The organism is Arthrobacter globiformis (assembly GCF_030817195.1).
Lineage (GTDB): Bacteria > Actinomycetota > Actinomycetes > Actinomycetales > Micrococcaceae > Arthrobacter > Arthrobacter globiformis_D.
The window spans coordinates 1,049,275-1,069,904 of sequence record NZ_JAUSYZ010000001.1; the positions used below are offsets into that span (position 1 = coordinate 1,049,275).

Below are 20,630 nucleotides of genomic sequence, written 5' to 3' on the forward strand. Positions count from 1 at the left end.
GCCATGCTGAATTCCGTATCCGCCCGGTGGCGGGCCGGTGCCCGGCGGTTCGCTGCCGCCGTCGTCGTTCTGATGATGCTGTCCGCCGGGGCGCAGCAGGCAACCGCGGCTCCTTCCGGTGAGCCGCTGTCCACGCAGGTGGTGTCGAACCCCAGCCATGCGTGGGTCCTCGTGAACAAGTCGCGCCCGCTGAATCCGCGGCAGTTCGCGCCGTCGGACCTCGTCAGCTCGAACGGCACCGGCCACCTGCTGCGGCGACAGGTCGCAGGTGCCCTGGGCCAGCTGTTCGCCGGGGCGCGCGCCGCCGGATATTCCCTGGAAGTCATCAGCGGCTACCGGTCCTACGCGTCCCAGAGTGCCCTGTATAGCTCCTACGTGCAGATGTACGGGCAGGCCTATGCCGACCAGATTTCGGCCAGGCCGGGCTACAGCGAGCACCAGACCGGCCTGGCGGCGGACATCGGCAACGCAGGCGGCGGCTGTGGCCTCACCGCCTGCTTCGGGACCACACCCGGCGGGCGCTGGGTGGCGGCGAACGCCCACCGCTACGGCTTCGTCGTGCGCTACCCGCAGGGATATTCCGGCATTACCGGCTACACATATGAGCCTTGGCACCTGAGATTTGTCGGCGTTCCACTGGCCACGGATATGAAGATCCGGGCCATTCCCACCATGGAGCAGTATTTTGCCGCCCGCCCCACCATCCGGAGCGGGGCCGACGTACTCGCTGCCGATTCCAGCGGCGTGCTCTGGTCCTATCCGGCCAACGGCCGCGGCGGCTTCGGCACGCGCGTCCGCATCGGACCGGGCTGGTCAGGCCTGAAGGCCGGCTTCGTCGCTGACTGGAATGCCGACGGCGTTAACGACATCGTGGCCCAGTGGAAGACCGGGACGCTCGCCGTGTACCGCGGCAAGCTCTCCGGCGGATTCCTCAGCCCCCTCCGCGTGGGCAGCGCCGGATGGCAGTCCATGAACATCACCGTGGGCAAATGGCACAACGGCCAGCGTTACCCGGGCGTGGTGGGCACCGCAGCCGACGGCGCCATGTACTTCTACCCGAACGCCACGGGCGGTGCGCTCAGCACGCGGCTTCGGCTCGGGCAGGGATTCCAGGGCATGAAACTGACCATGGCCGACTTCGACAATGACCGCCGCCAGGACCTGCTGGTCACCAGGGCGACCGGCGAACTCCTGCTCTACAGGTCCGACGGCGCCGGCAAGTTCGCTGCGGAACCCCGCCGCCGGGTGGGGACCGGGTGGAACGCGCTGGTCCAGTCCCACGCGTCGTTCGGGTTCCAAGGGCCGGGAACACGCGGACTCACTGCGAAAACCACCGATGGGCGCCTCGTGTACTACAGCCTGGGCAACAGCCAGTTCACCGGACTCCGGGCGGTTGGGCCAGGCTGGCAGTCGTTTAACATCTTCCGCTAGCCGGTCTTCGGTCCGGTGGCCGGACTATGGGTGGCCGGCCGCCGGTTGCCGGACTATAGGTTGCCGGCCCTAGCGTTGCCGGACTGCGCGTTTTTGCTGCGGCGGCTTTGGCTGGGCTGGCCGCTGGGCCTGCTGTGGCCGAACCGTGGCCTGCGCTGGTTGCCGGGCGCCCGCCGGGAGTCTCGTAGCAGGACGCGCCGGCCCTCCGGCCGTCCTGGCCGGGCTTGCGCTCCGGGGCCTGGCCGCGGCCGTGGGCTGCTCCCGCCGGAGCCGCCGCCGGGACGGCCAGACCGCCGCGCAGAACAGCACCAGCAGCGTCAGGCATCCCGAGGCTGCGGCCAGGTAGAAGTAGATGTCCGAATCCCGTGTGGTCACCGCCTGGCCCAGGGCTGCCGGACTCTGGTTGAACGCCAGCCCCCACATGCGCAGGAAGGCGATGCTGCAGCCGATAAACAGGCTGGTTCCGGCACCGCCTGCCAACAGGGCAAGGTAGCGGTGCCGGGCAAAGCCTTCCGCCACGGACGCCACATACCCCACGGCCAGGGCGCCCAGGAAGGCCACCAGCGCGGCCTCTTCCAGCGTGACGGCCGTCAGCACCAGCAGGCCTGCCGCTGCGGCAAACGCACCGATCGCTGTCTTTCCGCTGTTACCCATGTGGCGCATGGGACCAATCATCCCTGAGGATCGGGTCCCTTCAGCACGTAGCCGCGCATGATTGTCATGATGGCTGCAACGCTTTGGTCACGGCTCCGTTCCGGGTTGTACGTCTGGCGATCCAGCCCCACCACAAAGCAGGCGCCAAACACGGCAGCTTCCAGGCTTCCCCGGGAAATGGTGGCGTCCACCGGATACTGCTCGGCAACGCTTTCGATTGCCGTGCCGATCACCTGCAGCAGCCGGGTCCGGAGCTCGGCGAAGGTGTCCTGCCATTCGCTCGGGCTGCGCCACTGTTCGCCCACCCACAGCCTGGCGAAGGACGGATACTCGGCCATGAAGTCCATGGCCTGGCCGATCATCGCCTCCATGCCGGCCAGCGGATCGGCCGTCCCGCCCTGCACGCTGAGCAGCCTGGCCTCGAGGATGTCCACGCCGTGCCGCAGCAGCTGGGCAATCAGGTCGGACTTGCTGCCGAAGTTGTAGTAGACGGTCCCCTTGGACACGCCCGCCGCGGCGGCGATCTCGTCCACCGTCACACCTGACGCGCCGCGTTCCCCGATCAGGTCCATGGATGCCTCGAACAGCTTTTGCTTGGTGGCGTTGGTCCGGCCGGGGCGGAGCTTCCTCGGTGCAACGGGTTCCTGGTCCGCCTCCAGCGTGCTCATACGGCGATCTCCGGTTTCAGGGTCTTGAGGGTCCAGAACTTGTTCTTGCGGACGGCCAGCGTCGAAAGGGCCATCCCCAGCAAAGTGTAGCCAAAGAGCCCCGCCACGGTGGCCGGGAGCAGGGACAGGTCCGCGCCGTAGACCAGGTGCCGCATCCCATCCACCACGTAACCCATGGGCAGGACCCGGTGGACGGCGTGCAGCGGCTCCGGTGTGGTCTGCCACGGGAAAGTGCCGCCGGAGGAGACCAGCTGCAGCACGAGCAGGATGAGCACCACGAGCTTCCCTGGCGAACCGAGCAGTGCCACTACGCCCTGGATGATGGCGCTGAACGCCATGGCGGCGGCCAGCAGGAACAGCCACATCAGCCACGGATGGGCAGGACGCAGTCCCAGGCCCACGTTGACGACCACCGTGAGCAGGCTTGCCTGCACGGCGGATACCGCCAGAAACGGAAGCCAGCCCCCGACGGCGATCTTCCAGGCGGGCGCATTGGAAGCCAGGGCGCGCTGGGTGATGGGCCGCATGGCCTGGACCAGCATGAAGATGCCGATCCACAGGGCCAGGGTCATGAAGAAGGGAGCGAGTCCTGCACCGTAGGAGCCGGCCTTTGCCTGCGAGACGTTGCTGACGGCCACGGGATCGGACATCACAGCCGAGAGGCTGCTCTTTTGCGCGTCATTGGGGTGGGGGACCTTGCCGGCTCCTTGGGACAGCCCGTCGGCCAGTTTCCCGGCCCCCGCCGCGGCGGTGCCCGCTCCGCTCTCCAGCTGCGCCGCACCGTCGTCGAGCGTTTGGGCACCTGCCGACAGGGCAGCGGAACCGTCCACCGCTGTCTGCTCACCGGCAGCGAGCGTCGAGGCTCCGGCGGCCAGCCGGTCTGCCCCGGCGGACGCGGTGGAGATGCCGCCGGTCAAAGCCGGTGCGGCGGCGGCCAGGCGCGCCGCGCCGGCACTGACCGCAGCTGATCCGTCTGCAAGCTGCTGGATCTGCGCGGCGTCCGCCTGGATTTTCACCCTGGCATCGCTGACCGGGCCGGAGGCCGCCGCGGAATCAACTTCCGCGAGCACCTTGTCCGCCTGTTCCTGGGTCAGGACACCGGCGGCCACCAGCTTGTTGTTGGACTCCTGCAGCCGGCCGCGGAGACCGTTTTCAGCAGCCTCGAGCTGCCCGACAGCGTCCTGCACCTTGCTGTTCAGCGCCGCGTTTCCTGCCGCAACCTGCGCGGCACCGTCTGCGAGGCGCTGAGAGTCCGCCGGAAGCCCGGCCGTCCTGTCCCGCAGTTCCGCCAGCCCTCCGCTCAGCTGTCCGGCGCCGGCCGAAAGCTCGTTTGCCCCGTCACGGAGCCTGACCTGGCCGTTGTGAAGGTCGGCGGCCCCGGTTTCCAGTTTCCCGGTTCCCTCATGGAGGGTGACCGTGCCGTCGTGCAGGCGGGTGACGCCGTCGGCCAGCTGGACGGCACCGTCGGCCGCCTTCACCATTTGGGTGTGGATGGTGCCAAACCCGGTGAGGAGCTGGTTGGCGGTTTCCGCGCCGACTTCCTTGGCCACCGACGCATGCACGGCCGTGGCCAGCTTGTCCACGATGGTGCTCAGCAGGTAATTGTTGGCGTCGTTCGTGGTGACGTTGAGCATGGCCTGGGTCGCCGAATCGAAGCTGCCGGGCGAGGCGAGGTTGGCGGAGAAGTCCTTGGGGATCTTGAGCGCGAATGCGTACTTGCCGTCACTGACGCCCTGGTCCGCCTCGGCGGCGGTGGGGACCGTCTGCCAGTTGAACACGTGCCCGTCGAGGAGGTTGTCCGCCACCTTCTGCCCGGCCTCCAGCCGCACTCCGTTGCCGGTGGCCGCCCCGGCGTCCTCCACCACGAGTGCGGCGTCGATCCGGTCCAGGTTGCCGTACGGATTCCAGTTGGCATACAGGTACACCGCGCCGTAGAGCAGCGGCACCAGGGTGAGCGCCATGATGGTCAGCTTGGGCAGCAACCCGCCGGTCATGCGCTTGAGTTCAGAGCGCGCCAGCCGCAGGACAGTCACTTGGCTACCTCGCTTGCCAGGCTGGAGTTTTTGTCCACATATTTGGACTTCGGGGGTGTTTTGGGGCCATTATCTGTACAAAAACTCCCAGGGGAGGGGCGGCGGTCCGCGTTGCCGATTGCCGCGGACGGTCCGGTCCAGCCGTCCGGGAGGGCAGTAACGGTTGCGACGACGGCGAGGGGCCGGCCGCCGTCGTACGCCAGTTCGCTGAGCCGCGGCAGCCAGCCGGCGGGGTCGGCGCCGTGACGGTCGGGGGAGTCCACGACGAGGAGGTCCGTGCCGGGGTTGGCGAGGGCCAGCGCCGTGAGGAGCTCGGTGCGGCGGGCCGGCGGCAACTGCTCCGTCCACAGGCCGGCGACATCCTCGAAACGGTTGACCTTCAGCCACGGCTTGCTGAGCAGGGCCCCACGGTAACGGCGGGGAACCAGGGCCAGATCCTCCGTGACGAGATCCGCGACGCTCAGGTGCTGTTCGGGTTCGGTGACGCCGGGGGAGTCCACCAGCGCACTGGCGCGCCGCAGCGGCCTGATCCCGGCCGAGCCGTCCCAGCTGACAGTGCCGCCGTCGGGCCTCATCCGGCCGCTGAGGACCAGCGCGAGGGCCGTCCTCTGGTCCTGGCGGTCGCCGGTCACCAGCAGCAGTTCGCCGCGGGCTACCTGCAGGGAGGTCGGTGGCAGGAGGTCGAGCCGCCGGCCTTTCACGCTGGGCTGTCGTGCGCAGAGCAAAGGGAGCCTTTCGCAGAAGTTGGTCTGCTTCAAGGCTAACTGAACTGACCAGTCAGTTCAAATAAGAGTTAGAGGCCGTACTTCTCCAGCAGGCGCAGCCAGACCTCGCTGATGGTTGGATAGGAGGGCACTGCGTGCCAGAGCCGGTCAAGCGGAACCTCCCCGACGACGGCGATCGTCGCGGCATGCAGGAGTTCGGCGACGTCCGGCCCGGCGAACGTGGCGCCCAGGAGCACCTTGCGGTCCTCATCCACCACGAGCTGTGCCCAGCCCTCATAGTTGCTGGCGTGCAGGGAGGAACCCGCCACGGCGATGGGCAGCTCCACCGACGATGCGCTGTAGCCATCCTTGCGGGCCTGCTGCAGCGATCTGCCGACGTTGGCCAGCTCGGGGTCCGTGAACACCACGTTGGGAATGGCGTGTTCGTCGGCCGTCTGCGCGTACCGGCTCCACGGCTCGGGTTCCCCGCGAAGCTCGCCCTTGGCCCGGGCTGCAATGGCTGCCCCGGTGGCCCGGGCCTCGTATTTGCCCTGGTGGGTGAGCAGGGCCTTGCCCGCCGCGTCGCCCACCGCGTACAGCCACGGACCGCCGCCGTTGCGCGCCGCTTCCGCCACCAGGCCGGTCGAGTCCGTGCGGATGGCCAGGGGCTTGCCGTCGCTGGCCGACAGCCCCACGCTCTCCAGCCCGAGTCCGTCCAATGCGGGCCGCCGGCCGGTGGACACCAGCAGCTTGTCCACCGTGACGGTGTCGCCGCCGTCGAGCGTGAGCGTCAGGGAACCATCCGAATTCCTGTGGACGCTGCGGGTCTTGGTGTCGACCCGGAGCTCCACTCCGTCGGCCCGCAGGCCGGCGGCCACCAGTTCCGCAGCCTCAGCCGGGAAGTTCCGCAGCAGCCCGCTGCGCGCCACCAGCGTGACCGCGGACCCGAGGCGGGCAAAGGCCTGGGCAAGCTCCGTGCCGGCGACGCCGCCGCCCAGCACGCCAAGCCGCTTGGGGACCTCCTTTGCCGAGGTCGCCTCCCGCGTGCCCCAGTACTCAACCTCGGACAGCCCGTCGACGGGTGGCTGGTTGGGCGTGGAGCCGTTGGCAAGGACGACGGCGTGACGCGCCGTGAGTGCATAGTCGTCACCGTCCAGCCCGGCTACTTTTACGGCCCGCTCGCCGGTGATCCGTGCCCGGCCGCGGATCAGTTCGATGCCCGCGCCCTCCACCCATTCCACCTGGCTGGCGTCCTGCCAGTGGGACGCGAAGGAGTCGCGCCCTGTGAGGACCGCGGCCGCGTCGAGCGTTCCGGTCACGGCTTCGCTGGCGCCGGGAACTGCCTGGGCCCCGTGCAGTGCGGTGCCCGGGCGGAGCAACGCCTTGGACGGCATGCAGGCCCAGTAGGAGCATTCGCCGCCCACCAGTTCGGCTTCCACGAGGACCGCCGTCAGGCCTCCCTGCACCACCCGGTCCGCGGCATTTTCGCCCGCGGCGCCGGCGCCGATCACAATGACATCGAATTCGCGTTCAACAAGACGTGGCATGGCATCAGACTACGCCCACGCCTGACGCGGATTTGGGCAGGGGCAGCCGTAATAATGGACCGGCCGTTCCGGGGACGTGGGACATCCGATACGGTGAGGAAAAGTACGGCCAGTGCAAAGGAGCCCCCCATGCAGCCCTCCAACGTGGTTCCGCCGGCCCGCTTCAGCGCCCAGGCCCGCCTGCGCGCCCTGCAGTCGGACATCATGGAACTGATCCTGGACCGCGAACTGGAGCCCGGAGATGCCCTGCCCACCGAAAACGAGCTGTGCTTGGCCCTCGGGGTGGGCCGGAACACTTTGCGGGAGTCGCTGAAGGTCCTGCAGGCGCTGGGGGTCATCGAGATCCGCCACGGCTTCGGCATGTTCGTCGCGCCCAGCAATTTCGAGTCCCTCGCCGACGGCCTGATTTTCCGCGGGCGGCTGTCCCTGCGGCACCACGGCCTGGAAGCGCGGCAGCTGGTGGACGTCCGCCAGGCGCTGGAGGCGGGCCTCATCGGCAGCGCGATGGATGAGATGACGGCCGAACAGCTGTCCGCCATCGAGGAGTCCGTGATCAGCATGGAGCGGAGCGCGGCAGCAGGGGAGCCCTTCGTGGAAGCCGATGCCGAATTCCACCGCCGGCTCTTTGAACCCCTGAACAATGAACTGCTGCTCAACCTGCTGGGCGTCTTTTGGAAGGTCTACCGCAAGATCTACACCGAGGTTGGACCCGGGGTGGAGGACCTTCCTGCGCTCGCTGCAGTGCACCGGAACATTTTTTCGGCCGTCGCCGCCGGGGACAAGGCACTGGCAGCCCGCGAGCTGACTCACCACTTCAACGGATTCCGCAGGCGGATACTTGAGGCCGTTGGCGAATAGGTAGCCGGTTCCGGCGTGAGTGGTTAACGGGTTTGGGGCCGCGGTCCAGGCGGGCTTAACGCAGCTCGGTAGACGGGCTTAACGCAGAAGGTCCGCGCCGGTTTCCCGGTGCGGACCTTCTCTTTGTGCGCCCAAAGGGATTCGAACCCCTGACCTTCTGTTCCGTAGACAGACGCTCTATCCAGCTGAGCTATGGGCGCATCTTCCGGTTCTCAGCGAGTTTTTCGCTCGCCCCGAACCTCGAATAACTTTACGCGAGGACAGCCGCAGTTCCAAATCGAGGACCATGTAATTTACACAACTAGACCGGTCTACGTGACCTTCGTCACTAATTTCGACTTTCCTAAATCAAAATTCCTTGATTTCCCGCGGAAGTTGTCTTCGGACGGGCAGGACATCCGATGTCTGACAGTGAATTGGTCCAGATCATCAGAAATAGCATTTAGCACACACCACTGAACCCGACGAAGGGAACTGCAATGGCCCACCTGACGCGACTGCCGCTGCTTGAAGAGGCACCCACCACCCACCCCGGTCTGCTGGCGTGGGTTGAAGAGGTCGCTGGGCTGACCCAGCCGGACCGGATTCACTGGGTCGACGGCTCCGAGGAAGAAAACACCCGCCTCACCGACGAACTCGTCGCGGCCGGCACCCTGAAGCGGTTGAACCCGGACCTGTTCCCCAACTCCTTCGCAGCCTTCTCGGATCCCGCTGACGTGGCCCGCGTCGAAGAGCAGACCTTCATCTGCTCCGAAAAGGAGCACGACGCCGGCTTCACGAACAACTGGATGGCCCCGGCGGAGATGAAGGAGAAGCTGCGCGGGCTGTTCTCCGGCTCCATGCGCGGCCGCACCATGTACGTCATCCCGTTCGTCATGGGCCACCTCGATGCCGAGGATCCGAAGTTCGGCGTCGAGATCACCGACTCCGCCTACGTTGTTGCCTCCATGCGCATCATGGCCCGCATTGGCACCGACGTGCTGAACCGGATCACCGAGACCAACGCCTTCTTCGTTCCGGCACTGCACTCCCTGGGTGCTCCGCTGGAGGCCGGCCAGGCCGACGTCCCGTGGCCCTGCAACCCGGACAAGTGGATCGTGCACTTCCCCGAAGACCGCTCCATCTGGTCCTTCGGTTCGGGCTACGGCGGAAACGCCCTGCTGGGCAAGAAGTGCTACGCCCTGCGCATCGCGTCGGTCATGGCCCACGACGAGGGCTGGCTTGCCGAGCACATGCTCATCCTCAAGCTCACCTCGCCGGAACAGAAGACGTACTACGTCTCGGCGGCTTTCCCGTCCGCCTGCGGCAAGACGAACCTTGCCCTCCTGGACCCCACGATCGAGGGCTGGAAGGTCGAGACGCTCGGCGACGACATCACCTGGATGCGGTTCGGCAAGGAAGGCGAGCTCCGCGCCGTCAACCCCGAGGCCGGCCTCTTCGGTGTGGCTCCCGGCACGGGCTGGGGCACCAACCCCAACGCCATGCGCGCCATCGCCAAGGGCAACAGCATCTTCACCAACGTTGCACTGACCGACGACGGCGGTGTCTGGTGGGAAGGCATGACCGAGGAAACCCCGGCTCACCTCACCGACTGGCAGGGCAACTCCTGGACGCCTGAGTCCGGCAAGCCGGCAGCCCACCCGAACTCGCGCTTCTGCACCCCGATCGACCAGATCGACATGCTGGCCGAGGAGTACCACAGCCCGAACGGTGTGGAACTGTCCGCCATCCTGTTCGGTGGTCGCCGCAAGACCACCATCCCGCTGGTCACCGAGGCCCGCGACTGGACCAACGGCATCTTCATGGGCTCCACCCTGTCGTCCGAGACCACCGCTGCTGCGGCCGGTGCCGTCGGCGTGGTCCGCCGCGATCCCATGGCCATGCTTCCGTTCATCGGCTACGACGCGGGCGACTACCTGAACCACTGGGTCAACCTCTCCGCCAAGGCCAACCCGGAGCGCCTGCCCAAGATCTTCCTGGTCAACTGGTTCCGCCGCACGGCCCAGGGCGGTTTCGCCTGGCCGGGCTTCGGGGACAACGCTCGTGTCCTGAAGTGGGCCATCGAGCGGCTCGAAGGCAAGGCCGACGCCGTGGAGACCCCCATCGGCTTCGTCCCCACCGGCGACGCCATCGACCTCACCGGGCTCGACATGACCCCAGCCGAGGTGGAGGAAGCAGTCCAGGTCGACCCCGACGAGTGGAAGACCGAACTCGCCTCCATCGAGGAGTGGTTCGCCAAGTTCGGTGATTCACTGCCCGCCGCACTCCAGCAGGAGCTCGAAGGACTGAAGGCCCGCCTGGTCTAGTCCAAAAAGTACGACGGCGGCCCCGCACCTTTTTCATCCAAAGGTGCGGGGCCGCCGTCGTCGGTTAAGCCGTCGTTCGTTAAGGAGAAGCGCGAACGGACATTTAAGCCCCGGGGCTTAAATGTCCGTTCGCGCTCAACTAGGGCAGCGGCCGGGGCTAGGCGGCCAGCCAGATGTCGGGGCCGAAGACCTCGTAGTGGATTTGTGTTGCCGGGATCCCGGCTTCGATGGCCTCGTTGCGGATCTTCTTCATGAAGGGGAGCGGGCCGCACAGGTACAGGGAGGCATCGGCGGGAAGGTCCACCTCGCGCAGGGACATGAAGCCGGCCTTGGTGCCGGCCTGGGGTTCCTCGAGCCAGACTTCAAGGTCCGCCCCGTCCAGGCGTGCCACGTCGGCGGTCATCTGCCCGCGGAGGGCCCAGCTTTCCATGCTGCTTTCGGCGTGCAGCACCAGGACCTGGCGTTCGGAACCGGCTTCCGCGAGGGAGCGCAGGATCGATGCGGTGGGAGTGCAGCCGATGCCGGCGGAAGCAAGGACCACCGGTCCGTCGCCGTCCTTCAGGGTGATCTCGCCGTAGGGGTTGGAAATCTCCAGGACGCCTCCCACGGCGACGCTGCGGTGCAGCACCGGGGACACCTCACCGCCGTCGTCCAGCTTGGCGGTGAAGGTGCGGCTGGCCCCGGCCTCATCGGACAGGGAGTACTGCCGGACCTGGCGGATGCCGTCGGGCAGCTGGACCTTCACACTGATGTACTGGCCAGGCAGGGCGGGGGTGACCGGGGTGTCATCGGCCGGCGCCAGGGTGAACGTCATGGCGCCTGTTCCTGCGGGTGTCTTTTCGACGACAGTCCACGGCATCCACATCTTGGTGTTTGACTGTGCCGCGTACAGGTCCTTTTCGAGCTTGATCAGGGCATCGGCCATGAGCCAGTAGACCTCGGTCCAGGCCTCGGCGATTTCCGGGGTGATGACCTCGGCCAGGTCATCGGCGATGGCCGCGAACAGGTGCTCGTAGACCACCTGGTACTGCGGTTCGGTGATGCCCAGGGAGGCGTGCTTGTGGGCGATCCGGGAGAGGACGGCTTCGGGGAGCGTGCCCGGGTTGTTCACCAGGTGGGAGGCGAAGGCGGCGATGCTGCCGGCAAGGGCCTGCTGCTGGTTGCCGGAGCGCTGGTTGGAGCGGCTGAACAGCCCGTCCAGGAGTTCGGGGTGCGCGGCGAAGAGCCGGTCATAGAACTTGGGGGTGATCTCGCCGATTCGTGAGCCGACCAGGGGAAGGGTGGCTTCGATGACAGGACGGGCTTTGTCCGAGAGCATTGACACTCCTGAGCTAGTGGTCCGGGGTCTTTGGCCGGACCGGAACTTCAGATACTGGCATTTGAAATGCGAGTTTCTGATGACTCATTTCTACACCCTGTAGAAGGGATTTTCCAAAATGGAAGGGGAACCGGCGGGGACGGGGCCTTCAGGCCCGCGATGGCAGGGCCGGTCAGGCGCAGGTTGGACGCCGGGTACCGGTCGCGCGCCGCTTGGACGCCGCCTGTCGGTCAGGCGCCCGGGCGCAGCCCAATCGCCTCGAAAACGGGCGTCATCTGGCGTGAGGTCGGCAATTCGGCCACCACGACGTCGTCGAGCTCACGGTAAAAAGCCTCGCGCGCCCGCGTGAGGGCGCCGCGGAGCCGGCATTCATTGATGAGGGGGCAGCTGCCGGCCGGGCCGATGCACTCGGCCGCGTCCTCGCGGGTGTCCAGCTCCCGCAGAACCTGGCCCACGGTGACACGGCGGCCGGCGGCACTGAGCCGCGAGCCACCGTTGCGGCCGCGCTCAACGTCAATTAGGCCCAGCATGCGCAGCTTCGCCACGGCCTTGCTGACGTGGTTGTAGGGGGTTCCGACGGCGTCAGCGACGTTCTGCGTGGTGAGCAGTCCGCCCTCGGGTGCGGCAGCGAGCACCATGAGGGCGCGCAGGCTGACGTCCGCGAAGGCGTTGATTTTCATGCTTCTAGCCTAATGGCCTGTGCAAGTCAGGGTCCGTCCGGTGCGCAGCGCGTGATCTGTGCGCAGCGCGTGACCGGGTTAAAGCCCCTGTTGCGGACCGGTCTAGTCAGCCCAAATAACAGGCTCATTGGAGTCGGCGGCAAGGTCGCCGAACTCAAACTCACTGCCTTCGCTGTTCGGTGAGTATGGCAGGACGGCTGCGAAAACCGCGCCGTCCCGGTGTTCGGTGGCCACGTGGATGGCGTCCGAGTCCTCCTCGACCAGGGTGATGTCGCAGACGATGGCGGCGGCTCGGAACTCGTCCCGGTGCTGGCGCAGAAGCTCGGTGACGTCGCGGATCATGCCGTCCGCGTCGAACTCGCCGTCCCCGTCGGCATCTTGGTCCGCCGGCGAGACCGCCACGAGGCGGACGTCGCCGTCGTTCTCCACCACGAGGGCGAACGGCAGGAACCCGCCGCTCCGCTCAAGCTGCTCCTGGGCTGCCGCCATGCCGGTGCCCAGAAGGTTTTCCAGGTCCGTGGCCGTGGCCTCCGGCACGGATGCGCGCCACGATGACTGGTCCGGGGTCGGGTCGGGTGATTCCACGGGGCTGTCCTAGCTGCGGACCAGGGCCAGCACGCGGTCGCGCACGCGCTCCATCGTGGCCCGGTCCGTGGCTTCGGCGTTCAGCCGCAGGTACGGTTCGGTGTTGGAGGGGCGAAGGTTGAACCAGAAGCTGCCGTCGGCGGCGGTGAAGGTGCTGCCGTCCAGGTGGTCCACCGCCACGTCCTCGGTCTCGAAATCGGCCCGCACGCGCTCCACGGCGCCGGCCTTGTCCTCGATTTCGGAGTTAATTTCGCCGGAGGACACATACGGTTCGTACTCCCGGCCGAGCTCCGAAAGCGGGCCGTCCTGTTCGCCGAGAGCGGCCAGCACGTGCATGGCGGCCAGCATCCCGGTGTCCGCGTTCCAGAAGTCACGGAAGTAGAAGTGGGCGGAGTGCTCCCCGCCGAAGATGGCGCCTTCCTCTGCCATGACGGCCTTGATGAAGGAGTGGCCCACCCGGGTGCGCACAGCCCGGCCGCCGTCCTCGGCGACGAGTTCGGGCACCGCACGGGAGGTCAGGAGGTTGTGGATGATGGTGGGCTTTGCCTCGCCCTGGGCCTTCGCGCGGGCGATTTCGCGGCGGGCCACCATGCCCGTGATGGCCGACGGCGAGACCGCCTCGCCCTTTTCGTCGATGACGAAGCAGCGGTCGGCGTCGCCGTCGAACGCCAGGCCGATGTCCGCGCCGTGTTCGACGACGGCGGCCTGCAGGTCGCGCAGGTTTTCCGGCTCCAGGGGGTTGGCCGGGTGGTTCGGGAAAGAGCCGTCCAGTTCGAAGTAGAGCGGAATGATGTCGAAGGGCAGCTTCGGAAGCAGCGTGTCGCCCAGGACGGCCGGCGTCGTCAGTCCGGCCATACCGTTGCCGGCGTCCACCACGACTTTGAGGGGGCGCGAGCCGGAGAGGTCAACGAGGGTGCGCAGGTACTCGGCGTAGTCCTTCAGCACATCCCGGACGCCGATCTGGCCCTGGGTTTCGGCAGCGGGAATGGAGCCTGTGTTCAGATACTGCTCTGCGAGTGCCTGAATCTCCTTGAGGCCGGTCTCGGAGGAGATCGGGACGGCGCCGGCCTTGGCCATCTTGATGCCGTTGTACTCGGCGGGGTTGTGGCTCGCGGTGAACGTGGCGCCCGCGGCGTTCAGGGCTCCGCACGCGTAGTACAGCTCGTCTGTGGAGATCAGGTCCAGCAGCTGGACGTTGGCTCCCCGGGTGGCGGCACCGGTGGAGAACGCCTTGCTGAATTCGGGGGAGGACGGGCGCATGTCACCGCCGACCAGGACTGTCTGTCCCTCAAGGCCAAGCACGTCAACGAACGCTGCGCCTACGGCTTCGACGATTTCAGCGGTGATGGATTCGCCCACGATGCCGCGGACGTCATACGCCTTGAACGAGGCCGAAAGGTCAAAAGTACGGGTCTGGTCGCTAGTCACGGCACTTATCTTACGGGCACGCGCGCGGCGGCCTGTGAAGGGGAAGTCACAGAAGCGCGCGCCGGCGTTGTCCACATGGCGGGTGCCCGGGGTTTGGTGTGTCAGAGGCGGCTGGGATACTGAATCAATGGCAAATAACCAGCACGCTCCTGTCCTTGCTTCTGCCCCCGGCCCCTCCGGCACCGGCGCCGGAAGGGATGAGGGAGCGGTCACTGGGACCCGGGGCCAGGCCCTGTCGGTGCTGCGCGAGCTGGTGGGCCGGCCGGATGCCGACTTCCACGACGGCCAGTTCGAGGCGATTGAGGCGCTGGTCGACGGCGGCCGCCGGACGCTCGTGGTGCAGCGGACAGGCTGGGGAAAGTCCGCAGTTTACTTCGTGGCGTCCCTGCTGCTCCGCCGACGCGGGGCGGGACCCACGCTCATCGTTTCGCCGCTGCTGGCCCTGATGCGGGACCAGGTGGCGGCAGCAGCCCGGGCAGGTGTACGGGCCGTGGCCATCAACTCCGCGAACCAGCTGGAGTGGGACACGGTGCGGGAGCAGCTTGCCGCTGACCAGGTGGATGTCCTGTTGGTTTCCCCCGAGCGGCTCACCAACCCTTCGTTCCGCGAAAACCAGCTGCCGGAACTCATCCGGCGCACGGGGCTGCTGGTCATCGACGAGGCCCACTGCATCTCCGACTGGGGCCACGATTTCCGGCCCGACTACCGGCGCATTGCCGACCTCATCACGCAGCTTCCGGACACCGTGCCGGTACTGGCCACCACAGCCACGGCCAACTCCCGGGTGGTCCACGACATCGAGGAACAGCTCGGCGACGGCGTGCTGACCATCCGCGGCGCGCTGGGCAGGGAGTCGCTGCGGCTCGGGGTCCTGGCGCTGCCCGACTCGCGTGAGCGTCTCGGCTGGCTTCTCACGCACCTCGCGGATCTGCAGGGCAGCGGGATCATCTACACCCTGACGGTCTCCGCCGCCGAGGACACGGCCAGGCTGCTTGCGGAGGCAGGCCACGAGGTACTGGCCTATACCGGCCGCACCGACCCGGCTGACCGGGAGAGGGCGGAGCAGCTCCTCAAGGACAACCAGGTCAAGGCGCTGGTGGCCACCTCCGCGCTGGGGATGGGCTTCGACAAGCCGGACCTCGGGTTCGTGGTGCACCTCGGCGCCCCGTCGTCCCCGGTTGCCTACTACCAGCAGGTGGGCAGGGCGGGCCGTGGCGCCGCCAACGCAGACGTCCTGCTCCTGCCCGGATCCGAGGACCGTGAAATCTGGCAATACTTTGCCACTGCCTCCATGCCCTCCGAGGAGAAGGCCGCGGCTGTGCTGACCGCGCTGGCGGAGGCCGGCTCGGCCGTGTCCACCGTGGCTTTGGAAGCCCGGGTGGACCTTCGCCGGACGCCCCTGGAACTCCTGCTGAAGGTGCTCGCCGTGGATGGTGCAGTGGAACGAGTAGGCGGCGGCTGGCGCTCCACCGGAATGCCCTGGACGTACGACGCCGAACGGTACCGCCGCATCGCGGAAGCGCGGGTGGACGAGCAGGACTCCATGGTCATCTACCAGGACACTGCCGGGTGCCGGATGGAGTACATCACCTCCGTCCTGGACGACGAAACCGCCGCCGCCTGCGGCCGTTGCGACAACTGCGCCGGCCGATGGTTCCCCGCGGAGGTCGCGTCCACAGCCACGGAGGCTGCCGGGCAGACCCTCAGCCGCGCGGGCATTGTGCTGGAGTCCAGGCTTCAGTGGCCCAGCGGAATGGACCGCCTCGGAGTGCCGGTGAAGGGCAAGATCAAACCCGACGAAAACACAGCGGACGGCCGGGTCCTCGCCAGGCTGACGGACTTGGGCTGGGGCGGGGCGCTGCGCGAACTTTTCGCGGCCGGGGCTCCGGACCGCGCTGTCGATCCCGGCATGCTGCAGGCCTGTGTCCAGGTGCTGCGCGAATGGGGCGCCGGTAACTCGCGGATTCCCGGTTGGAGCGGCGCAGGCAGGCCGGCAGCGATCGTCAGCATGCCCTCGCGCAGCAGGCCCGAACTTGTGGACTCGCTGGCCCGGGGCATTTCCCAGATCGGCCGCATCCCGTACATCGGCCAGCTGCAGCTCGACCACGGCGGGCCCACCGGCGGACGCGGCGGCAACAGCGCCTACCGGCTGGCCGGGGTGTGGGACCGGCTCGTGGTGGGGGAGTCATTGGCGGCAGAGCTCGCAGGCCTGGGCGGCGGCAGCGTGATGCTTATCGACGACCTCGTGGACAGCCGCTGGACGGTTACCGTCGCGGGGCGCGCGCTCAGGCGGGCCGGTGCGGGCGCGGTGCTTCCGCTGGCGCTGGCCCAGGCCGGCTGACCTCGGCCCCCGCATGCCGGTGCAGCATAAGGCTGTCGACGGTGCTGAGGAGCATCAGCACCGCAATCGACAGGAATGCGCCGCGGTAGGCGGCCACGCCGCTACCATCAGGTCCGGCTAACAGGACGCCGCCAAGCCCGGACGAGAGCAGGGACTCCGACTCGAAGAGGCGCAGCAGCAGGGCGCCCACTGCGATTCCGGCCCCGGTGGCCAGCTGAACGATCGTGGCCGAGACGGCGTTGGCAGACGTCAGCTGCCCGGGCTGGATATCCGCGTACTGGACCGACGCGTACGCGGAGAAGCCAATGGAACGGAACGCCCCGCTGCACACGAGCAGCGCGAATACCAGCGGTTCCGGCGTGGCCGGGGTCAGCATCGCGCAGAGGGCAAAGGTGGCAGCCGACGCCAGGGACGCGAACACCAGCGCGGGCTTGAATCCGAAGCGCCTGATGAGCGGCGTCGTCGCGGGTTTGATGCCGATGTTGCCGATGAACACGGCGGCCACCATGATGCCCGCGTGCAGGGGGCTCCATCCGAAGCCGTTCTGGAACATCAGCGGCAACAGGAACGGCACGGCACTGATGGTCAGCCGGTAAATGAAGCCGCCCGAGTTGGTCGCCCGGAAGGTGCGGGTGCCGAACACTGTCAGATCAAACAACGGGTGGGCCGCGCGGCGCATCCAGAAGACCGCCACTGCCAGCGCGAGAACCCCGGCCAGAATGCTCGGCCAGGTCCAAAAGCCGCCGGGGTGGCCGCTGGCCAGTTCAAGTCCCGCCACCAGCGCTCCCACGCCGGCCGTTGTGAGGGCAAGTCCAAGCCAGTCCAGCCGGCGGTTGCTGTCGCCGGGGACGGCGGGGACCAGGCGCAGGGCGGCGAGGAAGGCGGCGGCGCCGAGCGGCAGATTGATCAGGAAGATCCAGTGCCAGGACAGGTATGTGGTCAGGGCGCCGCCCACGAGTGGCGCCAGGACCGGAGCCAGCAGCCCGGGCCAGACCAGATAGGCCGTGGCGCGCAGCAGATCCGACTTTGGCGTCCCGCGAAGCACCAGCAGCGTACCGACCGGCACCATCATCGCCCCGCCCAGGCCCTGCAGGACGCGGCTGACGGTCAGCACCGTGAGGTCCTGGCTTGCAGCGCACAGCAGCGACGCCACGGTAAAGACAGCGATGGCAAGGCAGAAAATCCGCCGGGCCCCGAGCCGCTCTGCCAGCCAGCCGCTCAGCGGGATGCCCATGGCCACCGTCATCAGGTAGGCGGTCATGGTGATGTTCACACTGGCCGACGGCACCCCAAAGTCCCCGGCGATGCTCGGAATGGCGGTCGTCAGGACCGTCCCGTCGAGGAATTCCATGAAGAACGTGGCCGCCACAAGCAGGGCCAGCCGGGGGCTCCAGGCCTCGTTGGCGGAAAGCTTGTTCATGGACTCATCCTGCCACCGGAAAGCGCTTTATCGCCTTGACCGTCCGGCACGCGGACGGCTGCCGCCGCCGAGACGCAGGAGCCCGGGAACGCAAAAGGCCCCGGTCCGAGGACCGGGGCCAAACGCGGAGACGGGGGGATTTGAACCCCCGGTCGAGTTTAACCCCGACCCTTCATTAGCAGTGAAGTCCATTCGGCCGCTCTGGCACGTCTCCAATTGCTATTACTAGCCCACCAAGGATACGCAGAACCGGCCACCCAGTGCAAAACGGCCCGTGCCGCCCGCGAAAAACGCGGCGGCCCGGCCCAACCGCCGGAGTTTTTGTCCAGATAATGCGGGCTCAAGCGGCCCTGTCTCGCGATATCTGTACAAAAACTCCAGGAGGACCGCGTCAGGCCGTGCCTTCTGCCAGCGCCTTCCACAGGAAGTGCTGGCTGCGGCCCTGGAGCGCGGCCGCCTGCCGGTTGTCCGAGGCGCCGGCGTGCCCGCCCTCCAGCGCTTCGTGGAACCAGATGTTGGGGATGCCCATGGCCAGCATCCGCGCAGCCATCTTCCGGGCCTGCACGGGACCCACGCGGTCATCGGAGGTGGCAGTCCAGATGAACGTCTCCGGGTACTCCACGCCGTCCTTCAGCTGGTGGTACGGCGAGAAGGTCTTGATGAATTCCCAGTGCTCGGGCAGGTCAGGGTCGCCGTACTCGGCAATCCACGAGTGTCCTGCCGACAGCTTCGTGTACCGGCGCATGTCCAGCAGCGGCACCCCGCAGGACACGGCACCGAACAGTTCGGGGTACCGCGTCAGCATGTTGCCCACGAGCAGGCCGCCATTGGAGCCTCCGACGCAGCCGAGCCGTTCCCTGCTGGTGACACCCCGCGAGATCAGGTCCCTGGCCACCGCCGCAAAGTCCTCGTAGGCGCGGTGCCGGTTCTCCTGCAGCGCTGCCCGGTGCCAGGACGGGCCGTATTCCCCGCCGCCGCGGATGTTGGCCACGACGTACACGCCGCCGCGGCTGTGCCCCTCCGCTAGGCCGTCGCCCGGAACCGCGGCAGTGCGCCGCTCCAGCCACGCCCGGCCGACGGTGCCGCTGTACGCCGGCGTGCGCGAGACTTCGAAGCCGCCGTAGCCGGAGAGCTGCGTGGGGTTCTGCCCGTCAAGGACCAGGCCCCGCGCGGCCACCTGGAAGTACGGGACCCTCGTGCCGTCCGCCGAGACGGCAAAGTGCTGCTGCACCTCGTAGTCCGCTTCATTGAAGAACGACGGCGACGCCTTCACCTCCGCATGGCTGCTCACCACGCCTGCCACGGCAGTTCCGCCTGAAGCCCCGCCGTCGGCAGTTCCCCGGGCCAGTGTGTCCCGGGTCAGTGTGCCGCGGGTCAGCGTGCTCGGCGTCGTGAAGCCGGTGGCAACGAGCCAGAAGTCGTCCCCGGCCCCGCTTTCCGCCTCGTCCTCGTCGTCCACGGCGAAGGCATTGACGTCGTGCAACGGCGGGCAGGCGTCCAGCAGCGAGGACCGCCATGAGCCGGCAGGATCCAGCACGCGGATTTCCGAGGACACGTCCTTCAGCAGGTTCAGCAGCAGGAAGTTCCGCGTCCAGCTCCAGGACTGCAGGGAGGTGTGCGCGTCCGGTGCGAAGAGAACCGTCAGTTCGCGCTCGCCGGCCAGGTACGCCCGGAAATCAGCGGCCAGCAGGGAGCCCGCCGCGTAGGTGGTCCCGTTCACCGTCCAGTCGAGCTGCGGCCGGAACAGCAGCCATTCCCGGTGCACGCCCGTGTTCACGTCGGTGGGCACGTCCACCGGCACCCAGTCGCCGTCCTGGAGCACGGAGGTGCGGCGGTTGAAGAAGTCGATCCAGTCCACGGCGAACGTCCGCTCAAAGCCCGGGGTTGAGTCGTGGGCCACGATGGCCATCATGTGGTCTTCGGGGATCTCGAAGATGCGCGGCGCATCGGCCAGGACCTGGCCGCGGCGGAGCCGCACGGCCGTGCGGGCGTACGACGACGCAGTGCGGGGGAGCCCATCGGCCGTGCTGGCGACCAGCAGCGTGTCCGCATCGAGCCATGAGACGTTCCCCTTCGCCGTCGGGAGGTCAAAGCCGCCCATGGCGGGAGCAACGAAAGCCCGGGTCTCGACGTCGAACTCGCGGTAACGGTTGGCGTCGCCGCCATCGGGGGAGAGCGCCACCAGAGCGCGCCGGTACGGCTGCCCGGGTTCGGGCCGGAGCAGGTTTGCGCCGTGAAAGACCCATTCCACGCCGTCGGCGGCCGCCAAGGCGTCCACATCGAGCAGCACCTCCCACTCAGGGGCGTCGCTGCGGTAGCTGTCCCAGCTGGTCCGGCGCCACAGGCCCTTGGGGTTCTGCCGGTCCTTCCAGAAGTTGTAGTACCACTCGCCGTGCTTGCTCACCATGGCGATCTTGTCCGTCGAGTCCAGCACCTCGAGGATCTCGCCCTCGAGCCGGGCATAGTCGGCGTCCTCCAGGAGGTCCTCCGTGCGGGCATTCTGCTCGCGTACCCAGGCCAGCTGTTCCTCGCCGTAAATGTCCTCCAGCCAGATGTTCTCGTCGGTGGGCGCGGGCGCGGTCTCTGTGGGAGCGGCGCCGGACGCGGGGGCAGAATCAGCTGCGGTGGTGGTCATGCGCCCATCCAAACAACATCCC

The 20,630-nt window shown here is 67.7% G+C and carries 15 protein-coding genes and 2 tRNA genes; 4 read left to right on the forward strand and 13 right to left on the reverse strand.

Going from position 1 to position 20,630, the window contains the following annotated elements:
• The first annotated feature begins 3 nt into the window (after positions 1-3).
• Positions 4-1,431: a D-alanyl-D-alanine carboxypeptidase family protein gene (locus QF036_RS04895; protein ID WP_307099745.1), complete on the forward strand. Its 1,428-nt coding sequence runs from the start codon at positions 4-6 to the stop codon at positions 1,429-1,431.
• Between the two features lie 69 nt (positions 1,432-1,500).
• On the opposite strand, the gene QF036_RS04900 is transcribed toward QF036_RS04895, so the two are convergent.
• The 5 genes from QF036_RS04900 to QF036_RS04920 all read right to left on the reverse strand — a co-directional run bounded on the left by QF036_RS04900 (position 1,501) and on the right by QF036_RS04920 (position 7,037).
• A complete protein-coding gene (locus QF036_RS04900) occupies positions 1,501-2,085 on the reverse strand; it encodes a hypothetical protein (RefSeq protein WP_307099748.1) in 585 nt (194 codons plus the stop codon).
• Positions 2,086-2,102: 17 nt separating this feature from the next.
• Positions 2,103-2,753, reverse strand: coding sequence for a TetR/AcrR family transcriptional regulator (locus tag QF036_RS04905; RefSeq protein ID WP_307099750.1), 651 nt, complete (start codon positions 2,751-2,753; stop codon positions 2,103-2,105).
• Positions 2,750-4,786: a YhgE/Pip family protein gene (locus QF036_RS04910; protein ID WP_307099752.1), complete on the reverse strand. Its 2,037-nt coding sequence runs from the start codon at positions 4,784-4,786 to the stop codon at positions 2,750-2,752. Before QF036_RS04910 ends, QF036_RS04905 begins: the two co-directional genes overlap by 4 nt.
• On the reverse strand, positions 4,783-5,511 hold the full coding sequence (locus QF036_RS04915; RefSeq protein WP_307099754.1) for an ABC transporter ATP-binding protein: 729 nt from the start codon (positions 5,509-5,511) through the stop codon (positions 4,783-4,785). Before QF036_RS04915 ends, QF036_RS04910 begins: the two co-directional genes overlap by 4 nt.
• 68 nt (positions 5,512-5,579) lie before the next feature.
• On the reverse strand, positions 5,580-7,037 hold the full coding sequence (locus tag QF036_RS04920; protein WP_307099758.1) for a dihydrolipoyl dehydrogenase family protein: 1,458 nt from the start codon (positions 7,035-7,037) through the stop codon (positions 5,580-5,582).
• 129 nt (positions 7,038-7,166) lie between these two features.
• Here QF036_RS04920 and QF036_RS04925 point away from each other — a divergent pair, with 129 nt between their 5' ends.
• Positions 7,167-7,895 carry a FadR/GntR family transcriptional regulator gene (locus QF036_RS04925; RefSeq protein ID WP_307099760.1) on the forward strand — a complete coding sequence of 243 codons (729 nt, stop codon included), beginning with the start codon at positions 7,167-7,169 and terminating at the stop codon, positions 7,893-7,895.
• Between the two features lie 126 nt (positions 7,896-8,021).
• Here QF036_RS04925 and QF036_RS04930 read toward each other — a convergent pair.
• Positions 8,022-8,095 (reverse strand) — tRNA-Arg (locus QF036_RS04930).
• Between the two features lie 279 nt (positions 8,096-8,374).
• On the opposite strand from QF036_RS04930, the gene QF036_RS04935 reads away from it, so the two are divergent.
• Positions 8,375-10,201, forward strand: a complete 1,827-nt coding sequence (locus QF036_RS04935; RefSeq protein ID WP_307099762.1) for a phosphoenolpyruvate carboxykinase (GTP) — start codon at positions 8,375-8,377, stop codon at positions 10,199-10,201.
• Between the two features lie 157 nt (positions 10,202-10,358).
• Here QF036_RS04935 and QF036_RS04940 read toward each other — a convergent pair whose 3' ends face one another.
• The 4 genes from QF036_RS04940 to QF036_RS04955 all read right to left on the reverse strand — a co-directional run bounded on the left by QF036_RS04940 (position 10,359) and on the right by QF036_RS04955 (position 14,212).
• On the reverse strand, positions 10,359-11,519 hold the full coding sequence (locus QF036_RS04940) for a globin domain-containing protein (protein WP_307099763.1): 1,161 nt from the start codon (positions 11,517-11,519) through the stop codon (positions 10,359-10,361).
• 230 nt (positions 11,520-11,749) lie between these two features.
• The gene (locus QF036_RS04945) at positions 11,750-12,199 is read right to left on the reverse strand and encodes an RrF2 family transcriptional regulator (RefSeq protein ID WP_307099765.1); all 450 of its coding nucleotides are present in this window, start codon (positions 12,197-12,199) and stop codon (positions 11,750-11,752) included.
• Positions 12,200-12,301: 102 nt separating this feature from the next.
• Complete coding sequence (locus tag QF036_RS04950) at positions 12,302-12,784, reverse strand: hypothetical protein (RefSeq protein WP_307099767.1); 483 nt, start codon at positions 12,782-12,784, stop codon at positions 12,302-12,304.
• A 9-nt stretch (positions 12,785-12,793) separates the two neighbouring features.
• On the reverse strand, positions 12,794-14,212 hold the full coding sequence (locus QF036_RS04955; RefSeq protein ID WP_307099769.1) for a phosphomannomutase/phosphoglucomutase: 1,419 nt from the start codon (positions 14,210-14,212) through the stop codon (positions 12,794-12,796).
• 127 nt (positions 14,213-14,339) lie between these two features.
• Here QF036_RS04955 and QF036_RS04960 point away from each other — a divergent pair, with 127 nt between their 5' ends.
• Complete coding sequence (locus QF036_RS04960) at positions 14,340-16,553, forward strand: RecQ family ATP-dependent DNA helicase (protein WP_307099771.1); 2,214 nt, start codon at positions 14,340-14,342, stop codon at positions 16,551-16,553.
• On the opposite strand, the gene QF036_RS04965 is transcribed toward QF036_RS04960, so the two are convergent.
• From QF036_RS04965 to QF036_RS04975, 3 genes are all read right to left on the reverse strand, one after another.
• On the reverse strand, positions 16,498-17,973 hold the full coding sequence (locus QF036_RS04965; RefSeq protein ID WP_307099773.1) for an MFS transporter: 1,476 nt from the start codon (positions 17,971-17,973) through the stop codon (positions 16,498-16,500). The genes QF036_RS04960 and QF036_RS04965 overlap by 56 nt on opposite strands.
• Before the next feature lie 125 nt (positions 17,974-18,098).
• Positions 18,099-18,187 (reverse strand) — tRNA-Ser (locus QF036_RS04970).
• A 177-nt stretch (positions 18,188-18,364) separates the two neighbouring features.
• Positions 18,365-20,608, reverse strand: coding sequence for a prolyl oligopeptidase family serine peptidase (locus QF036_RS04975; RefSeq protein WP_307099775.1), 2,244 nt, complete (start codon positions 20,606-20,608; stop codon positions 18,365-18,367).
• Between the last annotated feature and the right edge of the window lie 22 nt (positions 20,609-20,630).